Raw genomic sequence first — 21685 nt, 5'->3', positions numbered from 1 at the left:
TTGATTCATATCAGAATCAGAAATTTCAACTGTTTGTGAAGGAATTTGTGAAGACGGTTCATTATTTGCAGTTGGAGCTGTTGTTAAAGGTTCAATAACTTGATTCATATCAGAATCAGAAATTTCAACTGTTTTTGAAGGAGTATAACCTAAAACATATACAGATATATCTTTTCTTTTTATATTAAAAAAATAAATATAAAAATTAAATAATAGAAAATATATCATAATATAAAAACACAATTTACTTCTTTTATTTAATTTCACTATTATATATTTTATTCTCTCTATTATTTTTAAAATTTAGTTTTTTTAAAAAAATTATTGTTAATTATTATGTATTGAATTTGTATAAAATCAATTTTGCGGACTTGCGCTCGGAGGCACTGGATTATCTGGCATATTTGGCATTTTAGTCTCTTTTTTGTATTTTGACGAAAGTGTTCCTAAATATTCTGCTAAAGATTCCTCTAAATCAGATATAAGAATTACTGGTGCTTCCATTCCATTTGAAAGTGCACGCGATTTGGAATATAAACCAGCTTTATTAGCCGCCTTATTAATCAAAAATTCTAATTTTCTAGCTGATGTAAAATCATCAAAATGAGTTTTTACTTTATCTAAAGTTGTCACGAACATATAATATTCATCATCGCTAAGTGTGTTGTATTGTTGTTGAAATTTGTCTCTTTCGCTAACTGTAAGCATTTGAGAATCTGCTTCTAATTTGTTTAGAAAAAGTTCTGCTAAGTATTGTTTTGTCGGAATCCCTTTAACATTATGTTCTTTTAATGCATTTAAAAGGTCTTGTTGTTTGAATAATTCTTCCATTGTTTTAGCGCTAGAATTTCTTTCGTTCAGTCCTATTGCTGGTAAATTTCTAATTCCTTTTATTATTTCTAAAGTAAGCTGTTCTTTATGTTGTTCAGCATAATTAATTTTTTCTACTATTGTTTTTAAATGTTTATGTGCATCATGATGAATATTATACTTTCTGGACATAATGTCAAGGTATCCTAATCTTTCATCTGGTTTGTAATTTCCTAAATACATTTTTTCTAAACGAGATTGAATAGCACTATCTATTTTGTCTAAATAGTTAGTAGCAGCTATAAAATAAATAGGTTTATCTTTTCGAGTTTTAACACCATCTATCTCGGCTAATATTAAATCTGTTTTTTTAGTATCATCTGGATATAATGGAACGCTACCGTTTCGAGTTTTAACTATCTCTTCGGCTTCATCTGCAAAAATAATAGAAGGACTGTTTTTTCTTGCACGAAGAAATTTTTCTTCAATTTCTTTTAAACTATCTGCTGGAGTAATTATATAAAAATTCATTTTAAATTCTTTAGCACAACATTTAGCTAAATAAGTTTTACCGGTACCAGGAGGACCGTAAAAAATAATTCCTTTTGGTAATTCACTTGTTGTATTTTTATTTGTGTTTTGAGCTATGTATTTTTTGGCTTCGTTTTGGTTTTTTTGAATAAGATATTGATCTGGTTTTGCGAATCTGGATTGTACTTCTTTTAATATTCTTATTTGTTCTTCTAAACCATAAACTTTGTCAAAACCATTAAATGAATCATAATTTATTTCGGGAGGAGTCAATAAGTCAACTAAACCATTAGAAGAATTATCTGTCTCAAAGGAAGCAGGTTTGTGTTCTAGAGGATTACCGACGTCTTCCAATCTATCATTATTAAAATTAGAAAACTTCTGTCCTAAAGTTATAAAAAATGTGCTAATACTTAATAATAACGTTAATCCAATCAATACAAATAACCAAAACTCGTTTTTATTTTTCATTTTAAAAAATCCTTTAAATCGATATATTTATTTATTATCTACCAAGACAACAAAAGATCTCTGAATATTTGTGGTAAACTATCACTTTGATTATTATTTCTTCCATCAATCATTTGGCGATTTATTTCAGCTAAAATATTCAAACTGTTACCTAATTGACTATCTATTTTTCTTAATAAAAACTTCTTATAAGGATCGATATCATCGGACAAAAATTGATTACTTAATTCAGGTTTTATAAAAAAATATATATTTAAAATATCAGCCATATTTTTTAAATATTTTCTTCCTTTATTTATGTTATCTTGTTGTGTTTGTTTGTTGTTTATAATTTGTTCTATTGCTGAGTCATTTTGTCTTCGAGACAAAGCTAATTGTATTTCCTCTGATATCTGTCCTTTTTGTCTATCTAATTCATTACAACATTTCAATAAATTATCTGCAATACGAAATAAAGGACTATTATCATTAGCTAAATATTCTTTGACTTTTTGAAAAATCGATCTATTTGTGTTATCTTGTTCGTTTTCTTCGTTACGTTTCTTTAATAGAGTAAAATCACCAGATACTTTACCTGAAATAGAATTTAATTGTTCTGTTATTCGGTTTGAACCCATTGAATCTTTAACAATTGCTTTTGATAATTCGTCCGCCAGTTCTTTTGCCGTTTTTTCTGCTTGTGAATATAATTCTTTTTCTAATTTTTGTGAAGATTTTTTATTTATATTTTCTATTTCTTTTTTAATTGATTGACGTTCAATAGAATTATAAATAGTTGTTGCTAAAATAAAAATAACAAATACCAAAAAAATAAAAATTTTTAAAATATTTGTCTTTGAATAAAAATTATTATTTTTTTCAAACATTTGTTTTTTTGTCCTTTAATTTAATAAAAATCAATAATATAAATTTCTATTATTTCTTTCTTTGAAAAAATTTTATATTTTTTTTGATTTAAGTTAAATTACCAAAAATTCATTTATAACTTGAATCAAAAAAGGTAAAATATTTTTATATGTACACTCATCTTTTAAACAATATTCAAGTCCTATAAACCCTAAAGGAGAAATCCACTTTCTTGAGTTGAAATAATCTTTGTTGTTAATTTGATGTTTTTCTGCAAAATCTTTAATAATTTGTCTAAATTCATTCTCGCTATGAAATTTGTTCTTATCATCTGAAGATAAAGATGAATGAAATTTATCATTAAATTTCTGCTTATATGGCGCTGTCCAATTGTCCTCTTTTGTTGAAACATATTTTTGGTTATTATCTGTATCTTGGGATTCAAAAATATTTTCGCTTATTTTTTCTTTTGAATTTTTTATAGAAAATATAACTTTGTTATTTTCTATTTTTATAAAATCTGGCAATAATCCTTTATTTTTTTTTTCTTTTATATAATTATCTGTACGATCTGATAATTTTAAGTCTGTATATTTTTCTTCTATATTATCCATAATTTGAATTACTTTTTTAAAGTATTCTTTTTTATCTTCTAGTTTATGAATTCTAAAATTTAATACTTCCTTTTCTTCTATACGTTGTTTTTCTTGTTTTATATATTCATCAAATGCTGTTTTTTCTTTTTTCTTATATTCTTCTGTTTCAAAATCTTTTTTTATTGAATCTAAAAAGGGAAATAATAATTTATTTGATGTATATAAATTAATTAATTCAGAAGACATTTTTGCTTCATTAAGCATAAACTCTAAATTATTTTTGGCATTTACAAAAGAAGAATTATATTTGTTTAATTCTTGCAAAAAAGAATCCATTTCTTCTTTTAATTTCAAAATTTTTTCTACAGATATATAAAAAGATCTAAGTAATAAATAATTTTCGAATTTATATTTGATTTTGTTTTCTTCACAAATCTTTTCTTTTAGTGGCCAAATTTTCAAGTCTTTTAAATGTGTTATTTTGTTGTTTAATTGTGATATTTCTTGTTTTTCACTTTGTATTTCTGTTGTAGTTCTAGATATTAAAGATTTGTTTTTTTCTATACTTATTAGAAGTTCTTGTAATCGAATGTGCAATGTATGTATGTCTTGATTTATCTGTTTGTTTTGTTCATAATATAATCTATTTCTTTCTGAAATTAATTGTTGTTCTTTTTTGCTTATTAATTTCTGGTTTTCCTCTTTTTCTCTTTCTAAATCTTGTAATTCGTTTTTTGCCCTATTTAACAAATTTTCTTTTTCTCTTAATGTTCTCTTTGCTTGTGTTAATAATTGTTCTTTTAATTGTAATTCATTTATAAAATTATCTATTTGTTCTTGTCTTGTATTTATTTCTGCTTGGCTTTTTAGTCTTTTTTTGCTCTCAACATAAATTTGAGGAATTATATCTGATCTTAAATTATAAATTTCTTCTTCTAAAGAAAGCTTCGGTTCCTTCTTTGAATTGACAAAACAGAAAATAACGAACGCAAAAAAAATAAAACTAATTAAGAATAATAAAGGAATAATGAATTTCTTTGTATTATTTTTCATTTTTTTATCTTGCTGAAACAAATCATAAAAAAACCTTTCTTTCTATTTAAAAAAATTTTTATTTAAAAAAGTTTTTTGAATAAAAATTGACTATATATTATAAAAAAACGAAAAAATTAATTTTATATTATTTAACTATATTTTATATTAATATATAATAATTTAATATTTATATATAGCAAAAAAAATTTTTGATGATAAATTTTAGTTGCTTCTATCTAAACGTTCAATAATTAAAAAAATACCAAAAAAATTATTTTCCATTTTAAAATGGATAAAAAAATAATTTTTTAACACATCTTATTAATGATATAAGAAAATACTATTAATTTATAAATAATATTCATTTTTTTAATTCAAAAAAAATAATTTTAATCAATAAATATTTATTTGTATTAATAAATTTTAACATTTTTGTTTTAATCAAAAAATAAAAATGTTAAAATGTTATATAACAGTATTTTATTTTTTATAAAAAATAACATTAAATCATTGTATAAAAGGACAATTAATAAACTAATATGAAAACTAAAAATTTTTTAAATAATATTGAAACATTAGCGAAAGAATACGAACTAAATAAAGAACAAACATTAGAAGCTTTTGAAAAAAGTTTAATTTATGGTTGTAAAAAAAATGGTCAAGTGAAAAGTTGTAAATTAGTTTTTGATAAAAAATATGAAGAATATTCATTGTATCAAGAATATTTGGTTATGGAAGAAACTAAAACAGACGAAGTCCAAACAGATGAAAATCTTGAAGCCAAAAAAATAACTTATATTAGTTTAGAAGAAGGGCGTAAATTAAAGAAAAACGCTAAAATAGGTGAGATTATTTATGTCGAAGTTGATCCTAAAGATTTTAGTTTTTACGCTAGTAGAGATTTCAAAAACAAATTCAACGAAGAATTAATTAAATTCAAAAGAGAAAATATTTACAATTTTTTTAAAAATTATGAAAATAAATTAATTAATGGCAAAGTAGTAGCTATTAACAAAAATTTTTTTAATTTAGAATTAGAAAAAGGATTACAAGCTATTTTACCTAAAAAAGAAACATTAGCTAATGATGATTTCGAAATTAATGAAAGAATACAAATTTACGTGACAGAAGTGCAAAAAACTACTAAATTACCTAAAATTTTAATAAGTAGAACTCATGTAAATTTTGTTCTTGAAATTTTCAAAGAATTTATTCCTGAAATTCAAGAAGGAATTATTCAAATTATAAATATCGCTCGTTTTCCTTCATCAAGAGTTAAAATAGGTTTATTATCGAATAATCCTTCAATAGACGCTATTGGTTCTTGTATCGGAGAAAAAAAAAGTAGAATAAAAAATATTATTAAAATTTTAAAAGGCGAAAAGGTAGATTTATTTTTGTGGAGTGAAGATCCAAAAGAATTAATCAACAACGCTTTACAACCAGCTGAAATTGAAGAGATCAATATTATCGATTTAGATAAAAAAATAGCTTCTGTTTTAGTGGATAAAAGTCAAATTTCTTTAGTCATTGGCAAATCCGGTAATAATATTCGTTTAGCTAGCCAAATTACTAATTGGAATATTTCTGTCAAAACAGATTGAATAAATTGACAAAATTTGAAATATATAACAAGTTTTTAAAAAAAATAAATGAAAAATTTTATCTCAATCCAATATATTTTGAATTATAATCTTAACGATAAGTAAATTTATTAATTATCAATTAAATTGTGTCTATTAATAAACTTAAATAAAGAAATTTTATTATTTAAAAATATTTTATTTTTGGAATAATAAAAAATCATAACAAGGAAAATAAAACGAAAAAATATGAATGAAGAAAAAAAAAATGATAACAACATTTCTAATGAAAAAATTAGAATAAAAAAATATATTTTCAATGCTAAGCATACCGTTCAAGATTTAGCTAACATTCTAGAAATTTCTAATGTTTTTTTAATTAAAAAATTCATAGAGCTTGGTATTAAAACTAATATTAATCAAATTTTAAAAAAAGAAGAAATCGAATTATTAGGTTCATCTTTAGATATCGAAGTTATTTTCGAATCAAAAAATAATACTATTAAAGAAAAAAAAGAGTCAAAATCAGCAAAAAAAAATCAAGATTTAATACAAAGAGTTCCTATTGTTACTATTATGGGGCATGTAGACCATGGAAAAACTACTCTTTTAGATACTATTAGAAAAACTCGTTTAGTAGATAAAGAATTCGGTGGTATCACTCAACATATAGGAGCTTATGAAATTAATTATAATAACCAAAAAATTACTTTTATAGATAGTCCGGGTCATGAAGCTTTTTTTCAAATGCGTTCTCGAGGAGCTCAAGTAACTGATATTTGTCTTTTAATAGTGGCCGCTGATGACGGAGTAAAACCACAAACAATTGAATCTGTAAAACATGCTCAAAATGCTCAAGTAGAAATTATTGTTGTAATTAATAAAATAGATAAATTAAATAATAAAAAAGAAAGTATCATGAATGAATTATCTGCTTTAGATTTAATTCCAGAAGAATGGGGTGGCAGAACTCCTTATATCGAAATTTCTGCTTTTAAAAAAACAGGTATTGACGATCTATTAAAAATGATTTTATTAGTTCACGAAATGAAAAATATCAAAACAAGTCTGACAGCGAACACTCAAGGAGTTGTTTTAGAAGCTAGTTTAGATAAAAATAGAGGTCCTTCGGCTACTTTGATTACATTACAAGGAACTTTAAAAATCGGAGATACTATCATATCTGGCAACAATACTTATGGAAAAATTCGTACTATTCAAGATGATTTAAAAAATAATTTAAAAAAAGCTTATCCTTCACAACCTGTTTTAGTTACAGGATTAGAAACAGTTCCAGAAGCAGGAGACGCTTTTGAAGTAGTTTCTGATAAAAAAGTAGCAAAACAAATAATCGAACAAAAACAAAAAAATTCTAAAGAACAACAATTACAAAACGAAAATAAAAACACAATAAATGATAATATTTTAAATTCTGATCTCGAAAAAGAACCTGCTTCGCTTAATGTTGTTATTAAAGCTGATACTCAAGGAAGTTTAGAAGCTATTATTGAAAGTTTAAATAAATTAGAAATTCCCCAAGTAAAAATTAATATTTTGAAAGCTTCTGTGGGAATGATTAATTTTAATGATATCGATTTCGCTAATAATTTTGATTCTTTATTAATTAGTTTTAATAATCCTATTAATAATGCTTTAGAAAAAGCCGCTAAAAATAACAAAGTAGAAATTAAAAACTATAATATTATTTATAAACTAATCGAAGATATAGAGAAAAAATTAACAAAATTAATTGAACCAGTTACAAAAGAAGTAATTACAGGTCAAGCCGAAATTAAAAAAATATTTAGCATAAGTTCTATTGGGAATATAGCTGGTTGTTATGTTATCAAAGGAACTATTTACAACAACGCTTTTGCTAAAGTAATTCGTAATAATGAAACAATTTATCAAGGGAAAATTGTTTCCTTGAAACATTTAAAAAATAATATCAATAGCGCCATAAAAGGACATGAATGTGGTATTTTATTAGATAACTTTAATAATTTTCAAATAAATGATATAATTGAATCATCTAGAATAGAAAAGGTAGTATAATATGAATGTTTCGAACAAAAGAAGAGCTAGTTTAATCCACGAATTATTAGTCAATATAGTTAATGATACAATTAAAAACGAACAGATAGGTTATATTAATATAGTGGATGTTGATTTGTCTAATGATTTGTCTTTTTGCAAAGTTTTTTTTACTATTTTAAACGATAAAGAAGAATTAATAAATACTACTCTGAGAATTTTAGAAGATAACAAAAAAGAAATTCGTATTAAATTAGCGAATGAAATCAAACATATAAAAAAAATTCCTGAATTAATATTTAAATATGACGAATCTTTAACTTATAGTAAAAAAATTGATAAACTTCTAAATAATATAATAAAATAAAAAAATACTTAAAAAAAGATAAATACAAAATATTTATCTTTTTTTATTTTTAATATCTTTTTTTGAAAAAATATCCAAAAGGAACCAACTAATGTTATATGCAGAAATTATAGTTGACAATAAAATTCCTCATTTACGCAAATTTTTTGATTATATTATTCCACAAGAATATAAAAAAACAACAAAAAGAGGAATGAGGGTTATTATTCCTTTTGGTCGTAAAAATACTCCTCATTTAGGATATATTTTAAAAATAAAAAATAAAAGTCATTTTGCTTCTGAGTCAAAAAAAAATATTAAAACAATTGAATACATTTTAGATACTGTGCCTTTTTTAAATGAAGAACTTTTTTTATTAGCAGAAGAAATATTAAAAATACCTTTTATCAATATTACTTCTGCTTATAATACAATTATACCTAAAAGTTTTTTTCCTAATTTTAGTCAAGAAATTAAAATACTTGATGAAAAAAAACTTCCATTAGAAATAAAAGAATATTTCAACAAAAAAAAAATATTAACTTTAAAAGATCGATTTATTTCTAAACAAAAATTATTAGAACTTCAAAATAAAGAAATAATTAAAATTCAAATTATCATTTCTAAAAAAGATTATCGCCCAAAAAAAGAAAATTTAATTTCTATCGCTCCTTCTTGGGATGAAATACCAAATAAATTAAATTCTGAAATTATTTTAAATCCAAAACAAAATTTATTTTGGGAAAAATTGGAATTCAACAAATACAATAATTTTCTACTACTTTATAAACTTCATGAAGAAAAAATTCAAATATATTTAAAAATAATAGAAAATTCTTTAAAAAATAAAAAACAAGTTTTAATTATAGTAGCGGAAATTATTTTAATTGATTTTTTAAAACAACAAATTCAAAAATATTTTCCTGAAATTCCTATCCATATTTTTAATAGTGATTCTAATTTAGAAAAAAATTATCAACAAATTTTAGATATTCAAGAAGAAAAAATTTTCATTATTATTGGAGCACGTAAAAGTATTTTCGCTCCTTTAAATAAAATAGGAGTAATTATTTTTGATGAAGAAAATGACGAATCTTTAATAGAAAAAGAAAAAAATCCTAATTATGATTCTAAAGAATTAGCCATTATTAGAGCTCGTTATCATCAAATTCCTTTGATTTTTTTCACCACAATCCCTTCAGCAGAAAGTTATTCTCGTATTAAAAAAAAAGAAATATTATTTTTTAATTTAATCGAATCTAAAAATAAAATCCAAAATCAATTAATCGATATGAAAAAAGAATTAAAAAATGGTAATTTAGAACCTTTATCTTCTTCTTTATTAAAGCAGTTACATTCTAATATCGAACAAAAGAAAAAAACCATTTTATTTATCAATGTGAAAGGTTTTTCTCCTTTTGTTTTGTGTCATTTTTGTAATTTTATCCCGAAATGTCAAAAATGTAATCGAAATTTAGTTTTATTTACTTCTAATCAAAACCAAAAAATTTTAAAATGTAATTTTTGTAATCATAATGAATTATTTCATTCTCGATGTCCTCATTGTTCTCAAAATACAATCAAAAATGTTAGCTTAGGTATCGAATATATAGAATTATTTTTACTCAAAAAAATCCCTCATATTAATTTAGCGAGAATCGATTCTGAATCTATCAAAAATACTAAAGCATTTCAAAGTATTTTAAAAAAATTAGAAAAAAATAAAATTGATGTTTTACTAGGAACAGAAATGATAGCCAAAAATTTAAAACTGCCTCCAATAGAAACAGTCGGGATCATAATGGCTGATATCCTTTTAAATATAAATCATTTTAAAGCGACAGAAAAAACTTTTCAAATATTAACTAAAATGTCTAATTATCTCTCAGAACAAGGAGAAATGATAATTCAAAGTTATAATACAGTTCATTATGTTTTTAAAAAATTTCATAATTCTAAAATATTTCCTTTTTTGGAAAATATTTTAGAAGAAAGAAAAATAACTCAAAATCCTCCTTTTAAATTCGTCAGTAAAATTTTAATAAGTGATAAAAATTTGAATAAAGTTTCAAATATCACATTAAAAATAAAAAAAATTTTAGAAAATAATATAGAACATAAAATAAAAGTTTTAGGTCCTTCTTATCCTTTAATTTTTTATAAAAACAAAGAATATAGGATGTTATTAACTTTAAAATACCAAGATTGGCCTTTGAATTTAAATTTTATTACTCGTCAAAAACTCAATGAAAATGTTTTTATCTCATTTAATCGTTTCGCTAATATTATTTAATTATGAATACAAAAGAAAATTCCGTTATTTTAATCAATATATAACAATTAAAAATTAATATTTTTTGTGAAATAATTCAGAAATTTTTATATAATATTTAAATGGTATAACTTCTCTATTTAAGGTTAAAAATTATTGTTTTAAAAAAGTAAAAATAAATGAAAGATTTTTTGTGGATAATTATGCAAAAAACTTTATCTTTAGAAAATCAAATTACAACTAATCCTAATCCAGAACCGAAAAAAGAACTTCCTATTTGGATTCAACTGATTATTGCTAGTTTGCCAATATGTCTATATTTATTATTTCAACATTTAGGTTCTGCAATAGATTATTATATTATAGGCGGAAAACCTGATCAAAAAAGACTAGAAGGCACGATCGGTTATTTGAAACAAATTAAAAAAGTACTACAAAGTATCGCGATCTCTTTAGGTGGTGCAGGAGTTGTTTTAGTTTCGAGAGAATATAAAAAAAATAATAAAGAAAAAGCAAAAGAATATGCTGTATTAGTTTTTTTTATAGCTTCTATAAGCGCTTTAATTATTTTTTTATTTTTTTGTTTAGGGAATTATATTCCTTTTATAGGTAAAAAAATTTTTTTAAAAAAAGATTTTTGGGTAGATGGCGGATTAGAATATTATAATATTTCGTTAATAACATTTGTTTTAATAACAATCAATTCTGTCTTTTTAGGTTTAGAAAGATCCAAAAGCAAAAACTTTTTTGTTTTATTTTTGAATATTTTAAATATTACAGCAAGAATCGTTTTTTCTTTTGCTTTTAAACATATGTTCGGCCATAATATTAATATGGTCCATTTAGCTTGGGCTGATTTCTTCTCTAATTTTATTATTACTCTTTTAGCTTTTTATTTTATGTTCAATAAAAAAAATGAATTTAGACTAGAATTTAGTAAATTAACTTTTCCTAAAGACGTAGTTCATAATATTTTAAAATTATCAGGTGTTTTAGTAATTGGAAAAACAACTTATGATATCGGAAAAAAATTTATTAATGATATGACGACAAATTATTACGGAGACAAATTATTAGGTATCGTTACATTAGCTGCTGTAGTCAATGGAATTTTATATGTTGTTTCTCAATCTTTTGAAGACGGTCAAACAGCATTAGTATCTCAACAAGCAGAAATATCCAAAAACCAAAAAACTTTAAAAATATTTAAAAATGTTTTCGTTATTACTTTAATTATAGGTATTATAGGTGTTATATTAAACCAATATTTTGGAATATCTTTACTCGAGATTTTAAATCCGGCTAGTAAACAATTTGCTCAATCAGAAAAAGATGGTTTTAAAACAGTTTTATTTTTTGAACAAATGTCTTTGTTTACCTCTATTTGGGCTTCTATGATGATGTTTTATATTATGTCTTATAAAAAAAATGCTAATATTGTTTTGTTATTAAATATTTTAAGAATTATAACCAGAATATTTTTATTATGGTTCTTTCATGAATTTTGTGTTTCAGACGATGGATATTTATCATTTGGATTAAGTACATCTATAAGCAATATTGTCGTTTTAATAGTAACTACAATTTTATTTATACAATTTATAAAACAAACCAAAAAAATAGAATCAAATAAATAATTTTATCTACAAAATTTTCTTGGATTTAATTTTTAAAAAATAGGAGACACAATTATGAGTTTAACACTAAATTTAGAAGGTATACAAAATTTTATCAATTGGGAAGATGAAGTACAAAAAATCCAACCAAAAGTATCCCAGATACATAACGAATTACATCAAAATATTGAATTGCAAAAAAAATATTTAGGTTGGCTAAAATTACCGTTAGATACAAATATTCAAAAAGACATCGAAAGAATTAAAAAAATAAAAAATAAAAATAATGATTTAGATGTTTTAGTAGTTATAGGCATTGGAGGTTCTTACTTAGGAGCGAAAGCGGTAATAGAATCTTTAAAAAAACCTTTTCCAAAAAATAAACCTGAAATTCTTTTTGCTGGAAATCAAGTATCAGGTAATTATTTAGCAAACTTAATTCGTTATTTAAAAAATAAAACATGGGCTATCAATGTTATTTCTAAATCAGGTACTACTTTAGAACCAGCTTTATCTTTTAGAGTTTTAGAAAAAGAAATAGAAAATAAATATAGTCTTGAAAAAGCGAAAGATTATATTTACGTTACAACAGATAGCGAAAATGGTATTTTATTAAAAATCGCTAAAAAAAAAGGTTATGAAACGTTTTTTATTCCTGATTCTATCGGTGGTCGTTTCAGTGTTTTAACTGTTGTAGGAATTTTACCTTTTGTTTTTGCAGATTTAAATGTTGAAGAAATTTTAAAAGGTTCCTTACAAGGTTATCAAGATACTTTAACTAACAATATAAAAGAAAATTTAGCTTATCAATATGCAGTCGCTAGATTTTTACTACATACTAAATTAAATAAAAAGATTGAATTATTAGTTAGTTATGAACCACATTTATCTTTTTTTGCTGAATGGTGGAAACAATTATTTGCGGAATCAGAAGGAAAAGAAAATAAAGGACTTTTTGTAAGTGCTATTAACAATTCAACAGATTTACATTCTTTAGGACAATTTATTCAAGAAGGTTCTAAAATAATGTTTGAAACGATATTAAATGCACATGATAATAATGATGATTATATTATTCCAAAAATTGAAAACGAATTAGATAATTTAAATTATTTAGCAGGCCAATCATTTTCAGACATAAATCAAAAAATTATGAAAGCAACTAAACAAGCTCATATAGAAGGCGAAATTCCAAATATTGAAATTTGTATTCCGCAAATAGACGCATATAATTTAGGTTATATTATTTACTTTTTTGAAAAAGCTTGTGCTGTATCTGGTTTTTTACTAGATATCAATCCTTTTGATCAACCTGGAGTAGAAATTTATAAAAAGAAAATGTTATCGCTTTTAAACAAATAAAAAATCTTTTTTTTAAAAAAATCGCAAAAGATTTTTTATTAATTTAAAAAATTTAAAAAAATATTTCATTAGAAGGACTAAAATATGACTAAAAATTCAAATAAATTCACTTTTCATAATATCATTAAATATTTATTTTTTGTAGGTACTTTTGTTGTTAGTTTCTTAACTTTATTCGTTATTGTTATGAGCACTATTAAAGCTAACAATTTTAAAAGTGCTATCATTTTTTCACATCCTAGTATCACTAATATTTTAATTTTAATTGTATTTTTTATCAATATCACACAATATAAAGACAATAAAATTTATTATTGGTTAGCTTTTACTGCTTTAATTTCTTCTTGTATAACTCTTATTTTTTCTTCTTCAGAAATGGCTTCCAATATTGATTTATTATTAAACAAAGAAAACCTTTTTAATTTCTTTTTTAGATTACATCAAATCATTTTACCTTCTTTATATTTAATTTTTTATATTTTTTTAGATAACAGTAATATGTTTAAGAAAAAAAGAAGTTTGTTAATTTCTTTTTTATATCCTTTAATATATATAGTGATTGTACAATTTTTATCAACTATACAACAAAACGAAAATGATTCCGCTATTAGTGAACTTAATTTAAATTCTTTTTATACTCTTCAAGGATTAATTTTTAATATTTTAAAAATTTTCTTTTTATTTTTACCGTTAACTCCGACTATTTTAGGTTTGTCATTTTTAAAAGAAGAAATAATGAAAAACCAAAAAATTAAGATGTTATTTTTAAGTTTAGGAATTTTTTTAATTTTCTTTCCGTTGAGCGGTTTATGGTACGCTCCTGTTTTAAATGAAAAGACATTCAAAGAAATAACTGACACAGGTTTTGCGAATCAAGTTTCTTACCGTTATAAATTCAAACAAACATCTTCTACAACTGACAAATTGTTAAAAAATAATTTGACTCTGTCCAGCGACAAATTCGTTCCATTAGACAAGATTCAAAAAAACTTTCAAACTAATTCTGCTGCATCTGCTAACTCAAATAATTTTGTTCCGTCTACTGCATTGGTTCCAACACAAAATACAACACCACCAACTTCGGTTTTAAAAGAACGTAGAAATAATTTTTTCAGAATATTAGTTGATTATGAACCAATAAGTAATGACGAATTAGTTTTCATCCAACAAAATTGGAATGAAATTTTAAAACAAGGTACATATACTTTCAACGAAACAAAATATAAAATTTCGTACAAATCAAGTAATAATTCATATTTAAGAAAACACCAACGATAATATAATATAAAAAACAAGTTTCAGATTAATCAGAAACTTGTTTTTTTAATGTTAAAAAGAAATTTTATTTTTGAAACAAAATAATATTTTTTGTTTTTATAAAATTAATTTTTTTAATATTTTAAAACTATTAAATATTAGACTCAATAAATTTAATTAATTTAATTGTTTTTCATAAATTAATTATATAAAGGTGTTAATTTCTTTTAAAGAATTAGACTCAATAAAACGATTAATTTTATTAGTCCATTCAGGAGCTTCTTTTTGTAATGCAGTATTTAAAGCATGAAAAAAACAATAACCATCTGAAGGAGTATCTTCAGGAGTTTGAATATAAAAATGAATATTACAACGATTAAGTATCTTGATGTTCAAAATATCTACTTCATTTAAAGACATTGAAGGATTATTTGTGAACAGAACAGCATTATTATTTACCGACAAACGAATATTTTTTTTAAAAATTTCACTAACAAAATTAATAGTACCGTAAATTAACGGAGTACTAACTGTTTTTAAATTACCCTCCAAAACATGTTGTATAAATAATTCTGGATCTCCTTGAAAAATTTGTTTATAATCGTTGTTTCCTTCCTGTCCTAATCCTTCCATAAATTTATTTAATCCCAAATAAGCTAACTTTTGAACTAAATTAAAAGATTTGGTATATTGTTTTTCTTCTTTTTTGATTTTTTGAAACCTAATATTATCTTTATTTATATTATTTATTTGTTGAATTTTATTTAATATAAAACGACTTAAAAAATAAATTAAAATAAATGTAATAATAATAACAATATATAGAAATTTACTTTTTTTCCACTTATTAAAATGCATTATTATCCTTTGGATTAATTGCTACAAATAAACCAAAATTAAATAAATTTTTAAAAATTATATTTTATTTATATATAAAAAATTAAAAAAATATATATTATTAAAAAGGAATAACGTTTATTTAATAATACAAAATGATTTTAACACAAATAAAAAAATTATTTAATATATTTTTTTATATTATCTACATTATTTTTTTTAAAAAAATTAATATTAAAAACATAATATAATTAAAATTTTTTTCTAAAATAGCAATAATAAAAATAAATCAATCAAAAAAAAATAAAATTAATTTTTTTAAAAAAATAATTTGATAAGTAATATTTAAAAAAACAGGAATATAAATTATATGAACCAAACAACATTTTTAAAAAATCAAAAAATAGGAAATGAATTTAGTTTTATCGGAAAATTAAATAGTATTAATAAAGGAGAACATTTTATAAATGTTGATCTTTTATTAGAAGAAAAATTTTGTATCAATATAAAATTAGATTTGAATTCTGAACTTCCTCAAAAAGAAAAAATTTATATATTTGAAGCCAAATATATTACTACCGAAAAAGAAAAAAATATTTTATTTGGTTCAAAATATAATCTCATTGAAGATATGTTGGAATGGGATAATATTTATTATTATTATAATCTTTTTTTTTCAAGTGCTCCTATATCTTTTCAAAAAATTGATGAAACAATTAATGAATATTTATCTCAAATCAAAAATCCTACTTTATATCAATTAACTAATAATTTATATCAAAAAAACAAAAAAAAGTTTTTGATTTCTCCGGCCGCTTTTAAAATGCATCACAATTATTATGGTGGTTTAGGATATCATACTTATAATATGTTAAGAATGGCTAGCAATGTAACAACTATATATCCTTTTTTAAATAAAGATTTATTAAATTGCGGAATTATCCTTCATGATATGGCGAAAATCAAAGAATTCGATTTTATTTCTAAAAATTACAATAAAGAAGGTGTTTTATTAGGACACTTAGTTTTAGGAGTAAATGATATTCAGGAAGAAGCTATTTTATTAGGAATTCAAAATACAGAAGAAATTTTACTTTTAAAACATTTATTGATTGCTCATCACGGTTTATTAGAATATGGTTCGCCAAAAGAACCTAAAATAGGAGAAGCTCTTATATTATGGTATTTAGACAATATAGACGCTAAATTAAATACTTTAGGTGAATATTTACAAAAAACAAAAAAAGGTGAATTTACCGAAAATATATCTGTCATCGAAGGTAAAAAATTTTATAATCCTGATTTATAATTAGAGACAATTTTAAATAATTATAAAAAATATTATGACAATATTTAAATGATAAAAAAATAAATTAATAAACATTTAATAAAATACTGAAAAAGATTAATTATTTTTTTATGTTATAATTAAATTATATTTATTTTACATTTATTAATTTGTTTTGGCATGTTTAAAAAGGATAATTTTTCTAATATTTTTTTATATTTTGTTATCAAAAATTTGCCTTATTGATAATAAATATATAAAAGATAAAAAAGAAATAAAATAATATATATGATACAAATATCTGGTAGAAGAGTGTTATATTTTTTTTATTATTTCTTGTGTGTTTTGGCGCAAGAGAATTATATTTAAGATATCTTGGTTTAAAGGACGATTCAAAAAAACAAAGTAAAATCTCATGAAAAACAAGAACAGTTAATTTGTGATGATTTCATGGCAAAAGCAATTCATAACGATAGGGCAAAATATTAATTATTAATTAATATTACTTTTATAGCTTGCATTGTTGTTCCTGGTTTTATTTGTTTTTGGAGAAAACGAGAAGACGAAAATACCGAAATACAAAATAGAGGAGTGTCATATTATTAAGAAAATTTATTTTATTTTCGAAATATATATTTTCTAAATCTATTTTTATTTCGTTAATTCAAATATAAAAATAAAATTTTAATTATTATCGCCAATATCAGTAATAATTAAAATTTTTTTATTTTCTAAAAAAAATATCTAATATATATTTATAATTTAAAAAAATAAATATTATAATATAAAAGGATATTGTAATAACAATTCATATTTAAAAAAAATAAAAATAAAATAAAAGAGTGAAATCGATATATGTTCCAAGAAAATGCCACTAAAAGTATAGAAAATTTAATTAATCAAAAAGAAACAATTTTACTGGATTTTTACGCTTCTTGGTGTGTACCTTGTCAAAAATTAATGCCTATTGTAGATAATTTTTTTGAACAAGATACAAATATAAAATTAGTTAAAGTTGATGTCGATGTATATACTGATTTAGTGTTAAAATATAATATCAAAAGTTTTCCTACTTTAATATTGTTTAAAAACGGTCAAGAAACAAAAAGACAAATAGGACTTTGTACAGAACAAGAATTAAATTCTTTTTTAAAATAAAATTAATAATTTCGATTATTATTAAAATACAAAATAAAATTTGGGAATAATAATTTCTTTCATGAACGGGTTTTTTTTAATTAATAAAAAACAAAATATGACATCTCATGATGTTGTTAATTTTATAAAAAGAAAATTTAATTTTGATAAAGTAGGCCATACTGGTATTTTAGATCCTTTAGCTGGAGGATTATTAATTATTTTAGTAAATAAAGCCACTAAATTATCTTTTTTATTTAATGACTTAGATAAAACATATACAGGCAATATTTTGTTTAATTATAATTATGATACTTTGGATATAACAGGCAATTTAATTGAAACAAAAAATATTATCCTATCAGAAAAAGAAATAAAAGAAAATATTCGTTTTTTTAATCAAAAAAAATATTTCCAAATTCCTCCTATGTATTCAGCCATCAAAGTTAAAGGACAAAAATTATATCATTTGGCTAGAAAAAATGTTGCAATTTCGGTTCCTCCAAGAGAAGTTTTTATCTATAAATTTCAAATGTTAGGTTCTTTAGAAGAAAATACTATCAATTTTGAAGCCCAAGTATCCAAAGGAACTTATATTAGAAGTTTAGCTAGAGATTTAGCTAACAAAATAAATACTTTTGGAGTTATCAAAAGTTTAATAAGAACTAAAATAGGAACTTATAATTTAAAAGAAGCTCATGATCTTGATACAGTCATGCTCGACCATTTTATTGATGCTAAAATTTTATTCCAAGACACACAAAAAATTATTTTAAATGATTATCTCATTAAATTAATTAAAAATGGTATTATGCTGGACGAAAGACAAATTATCACAACCGAACCTTTCGTCGTAACAGATGAACAAAATAATTATATCGCTTATTATGAACCAATAAAAAAAAACAAATATATAATAAAATATTTGTTTTAAATAAAATTAAAATTGAGAAGAGTACAATTAAGACAAATTATTTTATTCTCAAAATATATACCTTCTAAACATATTTTTTATTTCATAAAATATAAATTTAAATATAAAAATAAAAATTCAATTATTATCGATATTAATTGATGATAATTGAATTTTTTTTTATTTTATGAATAATTTGATTATTATTCTTTTTTTAATCTTTTTATAATTTCAAAACATATAATCAAAGATGAAATTTGTATTTAGAAACACACAAAAAAATTAAAATTCATATATTAAAAATCTTTTTGAATTAATCTTTCGAAAAGATTTTTTTCTAATTGTAATTCTTTAGGTTTAGTAACACCGAATTCTTGAATACTTTCAAAAGTATTATTTTCAGATTTAATTTGTTCCAAAATATTTTTTGATGTTTCCGGTAAAAAAGGTTGTAATAAAACTCCTATAAAACGAATAGTTTCTATTAAATGATATAAAACGAAATCTAATTTATCTAAATTTTCTTCCTTACGGAATAATTCCCAAGGTTTAACTAAATCAATATATTTGTTACATAAACGAGATAATTTTAAAATAGATTCTAAAGAATCGCCTACTTTATAAGATTTCATATATTCTTTAATAGAATTAAATGTTTCTACAGATTCTTTATCTAAATCAATTTCGGCAAGCTCAGTAAAAATTTTTTTATTTTTTTCTAGTTTGCCGTTTTTATATTTACTAATCATTCCTAAAGTACGACTTAATAAATTACCAATAGTATTTACTAAATCTGTATTATATCTATCAAATAAAAGATCATGAGTTAAAACACCATCATCATTATAAGGCATCTCATGTAAAACAAAATAACGAATCGCATCTACAGAAAAAGTTTTCAATAAATCGTCCACATAAATAATATTGTTCAAAGATTTAGACATTTTTTTATTATTAAACAAAATCCAAGAATGAATAAAAAACTGTCGAGACAAAGGCAAATTTAAAGCCATTAATAAAATAGGAAAATAAATTAAATGGAATCTGCTAATGTCTTTTCCTATAAGATGTAAATCACATGGCCAAAATTGTTCAAATTTTTTATCAGAACCTTCAGGAGAATAACCTAATCCAGTTATATAATTACTTAAAGCATCGATCCAAACATAAACTACATGTCGAGAATCAAAAGAGAAAGGAATACCCCATTTTAAAGAAGTTCTAGAAATAGATAAATCTTCTAATGGTTCTTTTAACAAATTCAAAATTTCTTTTTTTTTAGAATGAGGAAAAACTAAATCTAAATTTTCTTCTAAATATTTTAATAATTTATCTTGATATTTGGATAATTTAAAAAAATAAACCTCTTCTTTGGTCCAAATAGGTGTTTCACCGCTTAATGTTTTGCCATCAATTAAATCTTTTTCAAAAATATAACTTTCTTCCTGTAAAGAATACCAACCTTCATAAACTCCTAAATAAATATCTCCTTGTTTCAATAACTTATCTATAATTTGTTGAACTTTTTTTTTATGAGAGGCGCTATCTGTACGAATAAAAGAATCATATTTGATATTCATTTTATCATAAATTTGTCGAATTTCATTTGATATTCCTGCTACATAATCTTTTGGCTGTAGTCCTGCTTGTAATGCTTTTTTTTCTATTTTTTGTCCGTGTTCGTCTGTTCCTGTTTGGAAATAAACATTATAACCTTCTAATCTTTTAAAACGTGCTATCACATCTCCTAAAATCATTTCGTAAATATTTCCTATATGTGGAATCGCAGAAGCATAAACAATAGAAGTTGAAATATAAAAATTTTTTTTCTGTAATTTAGAATTCATTAATTTTTTTTATAAACCTCTTTTTTATAAACTTATTTTAATTATTTTGTTTAATCTTGAATTTATTATAAATAGTCTTTTTGGAAATTTTTTTCAATTTAGCTACTTTTTCAAAAGATTCTTTTTCTGTATATCCTCTTTGAATAAAAAAAACAATATTTTCTTCTAAACTTAAATCTTGATGTGCGACGGGATCTTTATTTCCTTCTATGACTAAAACATATTCACCTTTTTGAGTTAATTCTATATTCAAAATTTCGTCCAAAGAACCATTAATAATATTTTCGAATTTTTTAGTTAATTCACGAGATAAAGAAATATTTCTATTCCCGTAAATATAACGAATTGATTTTAACGTATCATAAATTCTATTAGCTGATTCATAAAAAATAAGAGTAGATTCAAAAAAACGATATTGTGATAATAATTTTTTCTTTTGTTCTTTTTTTTTAGGTAAAAAACCTAAAAATAAAAAAGGTATATCGAAAGAAGACAAAACGAAAGCAGATAAAAAAGCTGAAGCTCCTGGAACACTACTGACATGAAAACCAGCTTGTTGAACCGCTCGAACCAAAAAAAGACCTGGATCACTAATCAAAGGAGTACCAGCGTCACTTATTAAAGCTAAATTATTCTGATTTTTTAATAAAAGTAAAACTTGTTGAATACGTTCTTTTTCATTATATTTATATAAAGAAATTAATTTATTCTGAAAATTATAAAAATTTAAAATTTTCAGAGCTACTCGCGTATCTTCAACTAAAATATAATCTACTGTTTTTAAAATTTCTAAAGCTCTAAAGCTTAAATCTTGCATATTTCCGATAGGCGTCGAAACCAAATATAAAATATTTTTATTTTCAACAAAAGTTTTTTGATTCATTAACATATTTATAAACTCATA

General features: G+C 22.5%; 17 protein-coding genes. 10 read left to right on the top strand and 7 right to left on the bottom strand.

The genetic code is table 11. The features are described from left to right. The 4 genes from AB6A63_RS00385 to AB6A63_RS00370 all read right to left on the bottom strand — a co-directional run. On the bottom strand, nt 1-228 hold a 228-nt coding region (locus AB6A63_RS00385; RefSeq protein ID WP_370430729.1), incomplete at its 3' end, for a hypothetical protein. Between the two features lie 129 nt (nt 229-357). After that, entirely contained in the window at nt 358-1812 is a 1455-nt protein-coding gene (locus AB6A63_RS00380; protein ID WP_370430728.1) for an ATP-binding protein, read from the bottom strand. A 38-nt stretch (nt 1813-1850) separates the two neighbouring features. Beyond that, a complete protein-coding gene (locus AB6A63_RS00375) occupies nt 1851-2678 on the bottom strand; it encodes a hypothetical protein (protein WP_370430727.1) in 828 nt (275 codons plus the stop codon). Nucleotides 2679-2771: 93 nt separating this feature from the next. Continuing rightward, nucleotides 2772-4307, bottom strand: a complete 1536-nt coding sequence (locus AB6A63_RS00370) for a hypothetical protein (RefSeq protein ID WP_370430726.1) — start codon at nt 4305-4307, stop codon at nt 2772-2774. A gap of 521 nt (nt 4308-4828) precedes the next feature. Between AB6A63_RS00370 and nusA the strand changes: the two genes are divergently transcribed. The 7 genes from nusA (at nt 4829) to AB6A63_RS00335 (ending at nt 14780) form a co-directional block, all read left to right on the top strand. Further along, entirely contained in the window at nt 4829-5893 is a 1065-nt protein-coding gene (gene nusA, locus AB6A63_RS00365; protein ID WP_370430725.1) for a transcription termination factor NusA, read from the top strand. A gap of 228 nt (nt 5894-6121) precedes the next feature. Beyond that, the gene (gene infB, locus AB6A63_RS00360; RefSeq protein WP_370430724.1) at nt 6122-7927 is read left to right on the top strand and encodes a translation initiation factor IF-2; all 1806 of its coding nucleotides are present in this window, start codon (nt 6122-6124) and stop codon (nt 7925-7927) included. A gap of 1 nt (nt 7928) precedes the next feature. Next, nucleotides 7929-8273, top strand: coding sequence for a 30S ribosome-binding factor RbfA (gene rbfA / locus AB6A63_RS00355; protein WP_370430723.1), 345 nt, complete (start codon nt 7929-7931; stop codon nt 8271-8273). 91 nt (nt 8274-8364) lie between these two features. Continuing rightward, nucleotides 8365-10545, top strand: a complete 2181-nt coding sequence (gene priA, locus AB6A63_RS00350; RefSeq protein ID WP_370430722.1) for a replication restart helicase PriA — start codon at nt 8365-8367, stop codon at nt 10543-10545. Nucleotides 10546-10703: 158 nt separating this feature from the next. Beyond that, the gene (locus AB6A63_RS00345) at nt 10704-12161 is read left to right on the top strand and encodes an MATE family efflux transporter (RefSeq protein WP_370430721.1); all 1458 of its coding nucleotides are present in this window, start codon (nt 10704-10706) and stop codon (nt 12159-12161) included. 54 nt (nt 12162-12215) lie between these two features. Next, nucleotides 12216-13502 (top strand): glucose-6-phosphate isomerase, encoded by a 1287-nt coding sequence (locus AB6A63_RS00340; protein ID WP_370430720.1) that lies wholly within the window; start codon nt 12216-12218, stop codon nt 13500-13502. A gap of 84 nt (nt 13503-13586) precedes the next feature. Next, the gene (locus AB6A63_RS00335; RefSeq protein ID WP_370430719.1) at nt 13587-14780 is read left to right on the top strand and encodes a hypothetical protein; all 1194 of its coding nucleotides are present in this window, start codon (nt 13587-13589) and stop codon (nt 14778-14780) included. A 183-nt stretch (nt 14781-14963) separates the two neighbouring features. On the opposite strand, the gene AB6A63_RS00330 is transcribed toward AB6A63_RS00335, so the two are convergent. After that, nucleotides 14964-15617 carry a hypothetical protein gene (locus AB6A63_RS00330; RefSeq protein ID WP_370430718.1) on the bottom strand — a complete coding sequence of 218 codons (654 nt, stop codon included), beginning with the start codon at nt 15615-15617 and terminating at the stop codon, nt 14964-14966. A gap of 349 nt (nt 15618-15966) precedes the next feature. Here AB6A63_RS00330 and AB6A63_RS00325 point away from each other — a divergent pair, with 349 nt between their 5' ends. From AB6A63_RS00325 to truB, 3 genes are all read left to right on the top strand, one after another. Then, nucleotides 15967-16905, top strand: a complete 939-nt coding sequence (locus tag AB6A63_RS00325; protein WP_370430717.1) for an HD domain-containing protein — start codon at nt 15967-15969, stop codon at nt 16903-16905. A gap of 834 nt (nt 16906-17739) precedes the next feature. Then, complete coding sequence (gene trxA / locus AB6A63_RS00320) at nt 17740-18042, top strand: thioredoxin (RefSeq protein WP_370430716.1); 303 nt, start codon at nt 17740-17742, stop codon at nt 18040-18042. A 61-nt stretch (nt 18043-18103) separates the two neighbouring features. After that, nucleotides 18104-18955: a tRNA pseudouridine(55) synthase TruB gene (gene truB, locus AB6A63_RS00315; RefSeq protein ID WP_370430715.1), complete on the top strand. Its 852-nt coding sequence runs from the start codon at nt 18104-18106 to the stop codon at nt 18953-18955. Nucleotides 18956-19230: 275 nt separating this feature from the next. Here the strand turns inward: truB and metG are convergent, their stop codons facing one another. After that, nucleotides 19231-20781 (bottom strand): methionine--tRNA ligase, encoded by a 1551-nt coding sequence (gene metG / locus AB6A63_RS00310; protein WP_370430714.1) that lies wholly within the window; start codon nt 20779-20781, stop codon nt 19231-19233. 37 nt (nt 20782-20818) lie between these two features. Beyond that, nucleotides 20819-21670 carry a 16S rRNA (cytidine(1402)-2'-O)-methyltransferase gene (rsmI, locus tag AB6A63_RS00305; RefSeq protein WP_370430713.1) on the bottom strand — a complete coding sequence of 284 codons (852 nt, stop codon included), beginning with the start codon at nt 21668-21670 and terminating at the stop codon, nt 20819-20821. Nucleotides 21671-21685: the final 15 nt, after the last annotated feature.

It is taken from the genome of 'Camptotheca acuminata' phytoplasma (genome assembly GCF_041276565.1).
Lineage (GTDB): Bacteria > Bacillota_I > Bacilli_A > Acholeplasmatales > Acholeplasmataceae > Phytoplasma.
The sequence above is the reverse complement of the archived record's forward strand: the minus strand, read 5'-3'. Positions and strand labels throughout refer to the sequence as shown.

Coding starts and splice junctions, on each gene's coding strand:
- AB6A63_RS00335 (WP_370430719.1), top strand. CDS start 13,587: ATGACTAAAAATTCAAATAAATTCACTTTTCATAATATCATTAAATAT.
- AB6A63_RS00325 (WP_370430717.1), top strand. CDS start 15,967: ATGAACCAAACAACATTTTTAAAAAATCAAAAAATAGGAAATGAATTT.
- metG (WP_370430714.1), bottom strand. CDS start 20,781: ATGAATTCTAAATTACAGAAAAAAAATTTTTATATTTCAACTTCTATT.
- AB6A63_RS00380 (WP_370430728.1), bottom strand. CDS start 1,812: ATGAAAAATAAAAACGAGTTTTGGTTATTTGTATTGATTGGATTAACG.
- rsmI (WP_370430713.1), bottom strand. CDS start 21,670: ATGTTAATGAATCAAAAAACTTTTGTTGAAAATAAAAATATTTTATAT.
- priA (WP_370430722.1), top strand. CDS start 8,365: ATGTTATATGCAGAAATTATAGTTGACAATAAAATTCCTCATTTACGC.
- truB (WP_370430715.1), top strand. CDS start 18,104: ATGAACGGGTTTTTTTTAATTAATAAAAAACAAAATATGACATCTCAT.
- AB6A63_RS00370 (WP_370430726.1), bottom strand. CDS start 4,307: ATGAAAAATAATACAAAGAAATTCATTATTCCTTTATTATTCTTAATT.
- AB6A63_RS00375 (WP_370430727.1), bottom strand. CDS start 2,678: ATGTTTGAAAAAAATAATAATTTTTATTCAAAGACAAATATTTTAAAA.
- rbfA (WP_370430723.1), top strand. CDS start 7,929: ATGAATGTTTCGAACAAAAGAAGAGCTAGTTTAATCCACGAATTATTA.
- AB6A63_RS00330 (WP_370430718.1), bottom strand. CDS start 15,617: ATGCATTTTAATAAGTGGAAAAAAAGTAAATTTCTATATATTGTTATT.
- trxA (WP_370430716.1), top strand. CDS start 17,740: ATGTTCCAAGAAAATGCCACTAAAAGTATAGAAAATTTAATTAATCAA.
- AB6A63_RS00345 (WP_370430721.1), top strand. CDS start 10,704: ATGAAAGATTTTTTGTGGATAATTATGCAAAAAACTTTATCTTTAGAA.
- infB (WP_370430724.1), top strand. CDS start 6,122: ATGAATGAAGAAAAAAAAAATGATAACAACATTTCTAATGAAAAAATT.
- AB6A63_RS00340 (WP_370430720.1), top strand. CDS start 12,216: ATGAGTTTAACACTAAATTTAGAAGGTATACAAAATTTTATCAATTGG.
- nusA (WP_370430725.1), top strand. CDS start 4,829: ATGAAAACTAAAAATTTTTTAAATAATATTGAAACATTAGCGAAAGAA.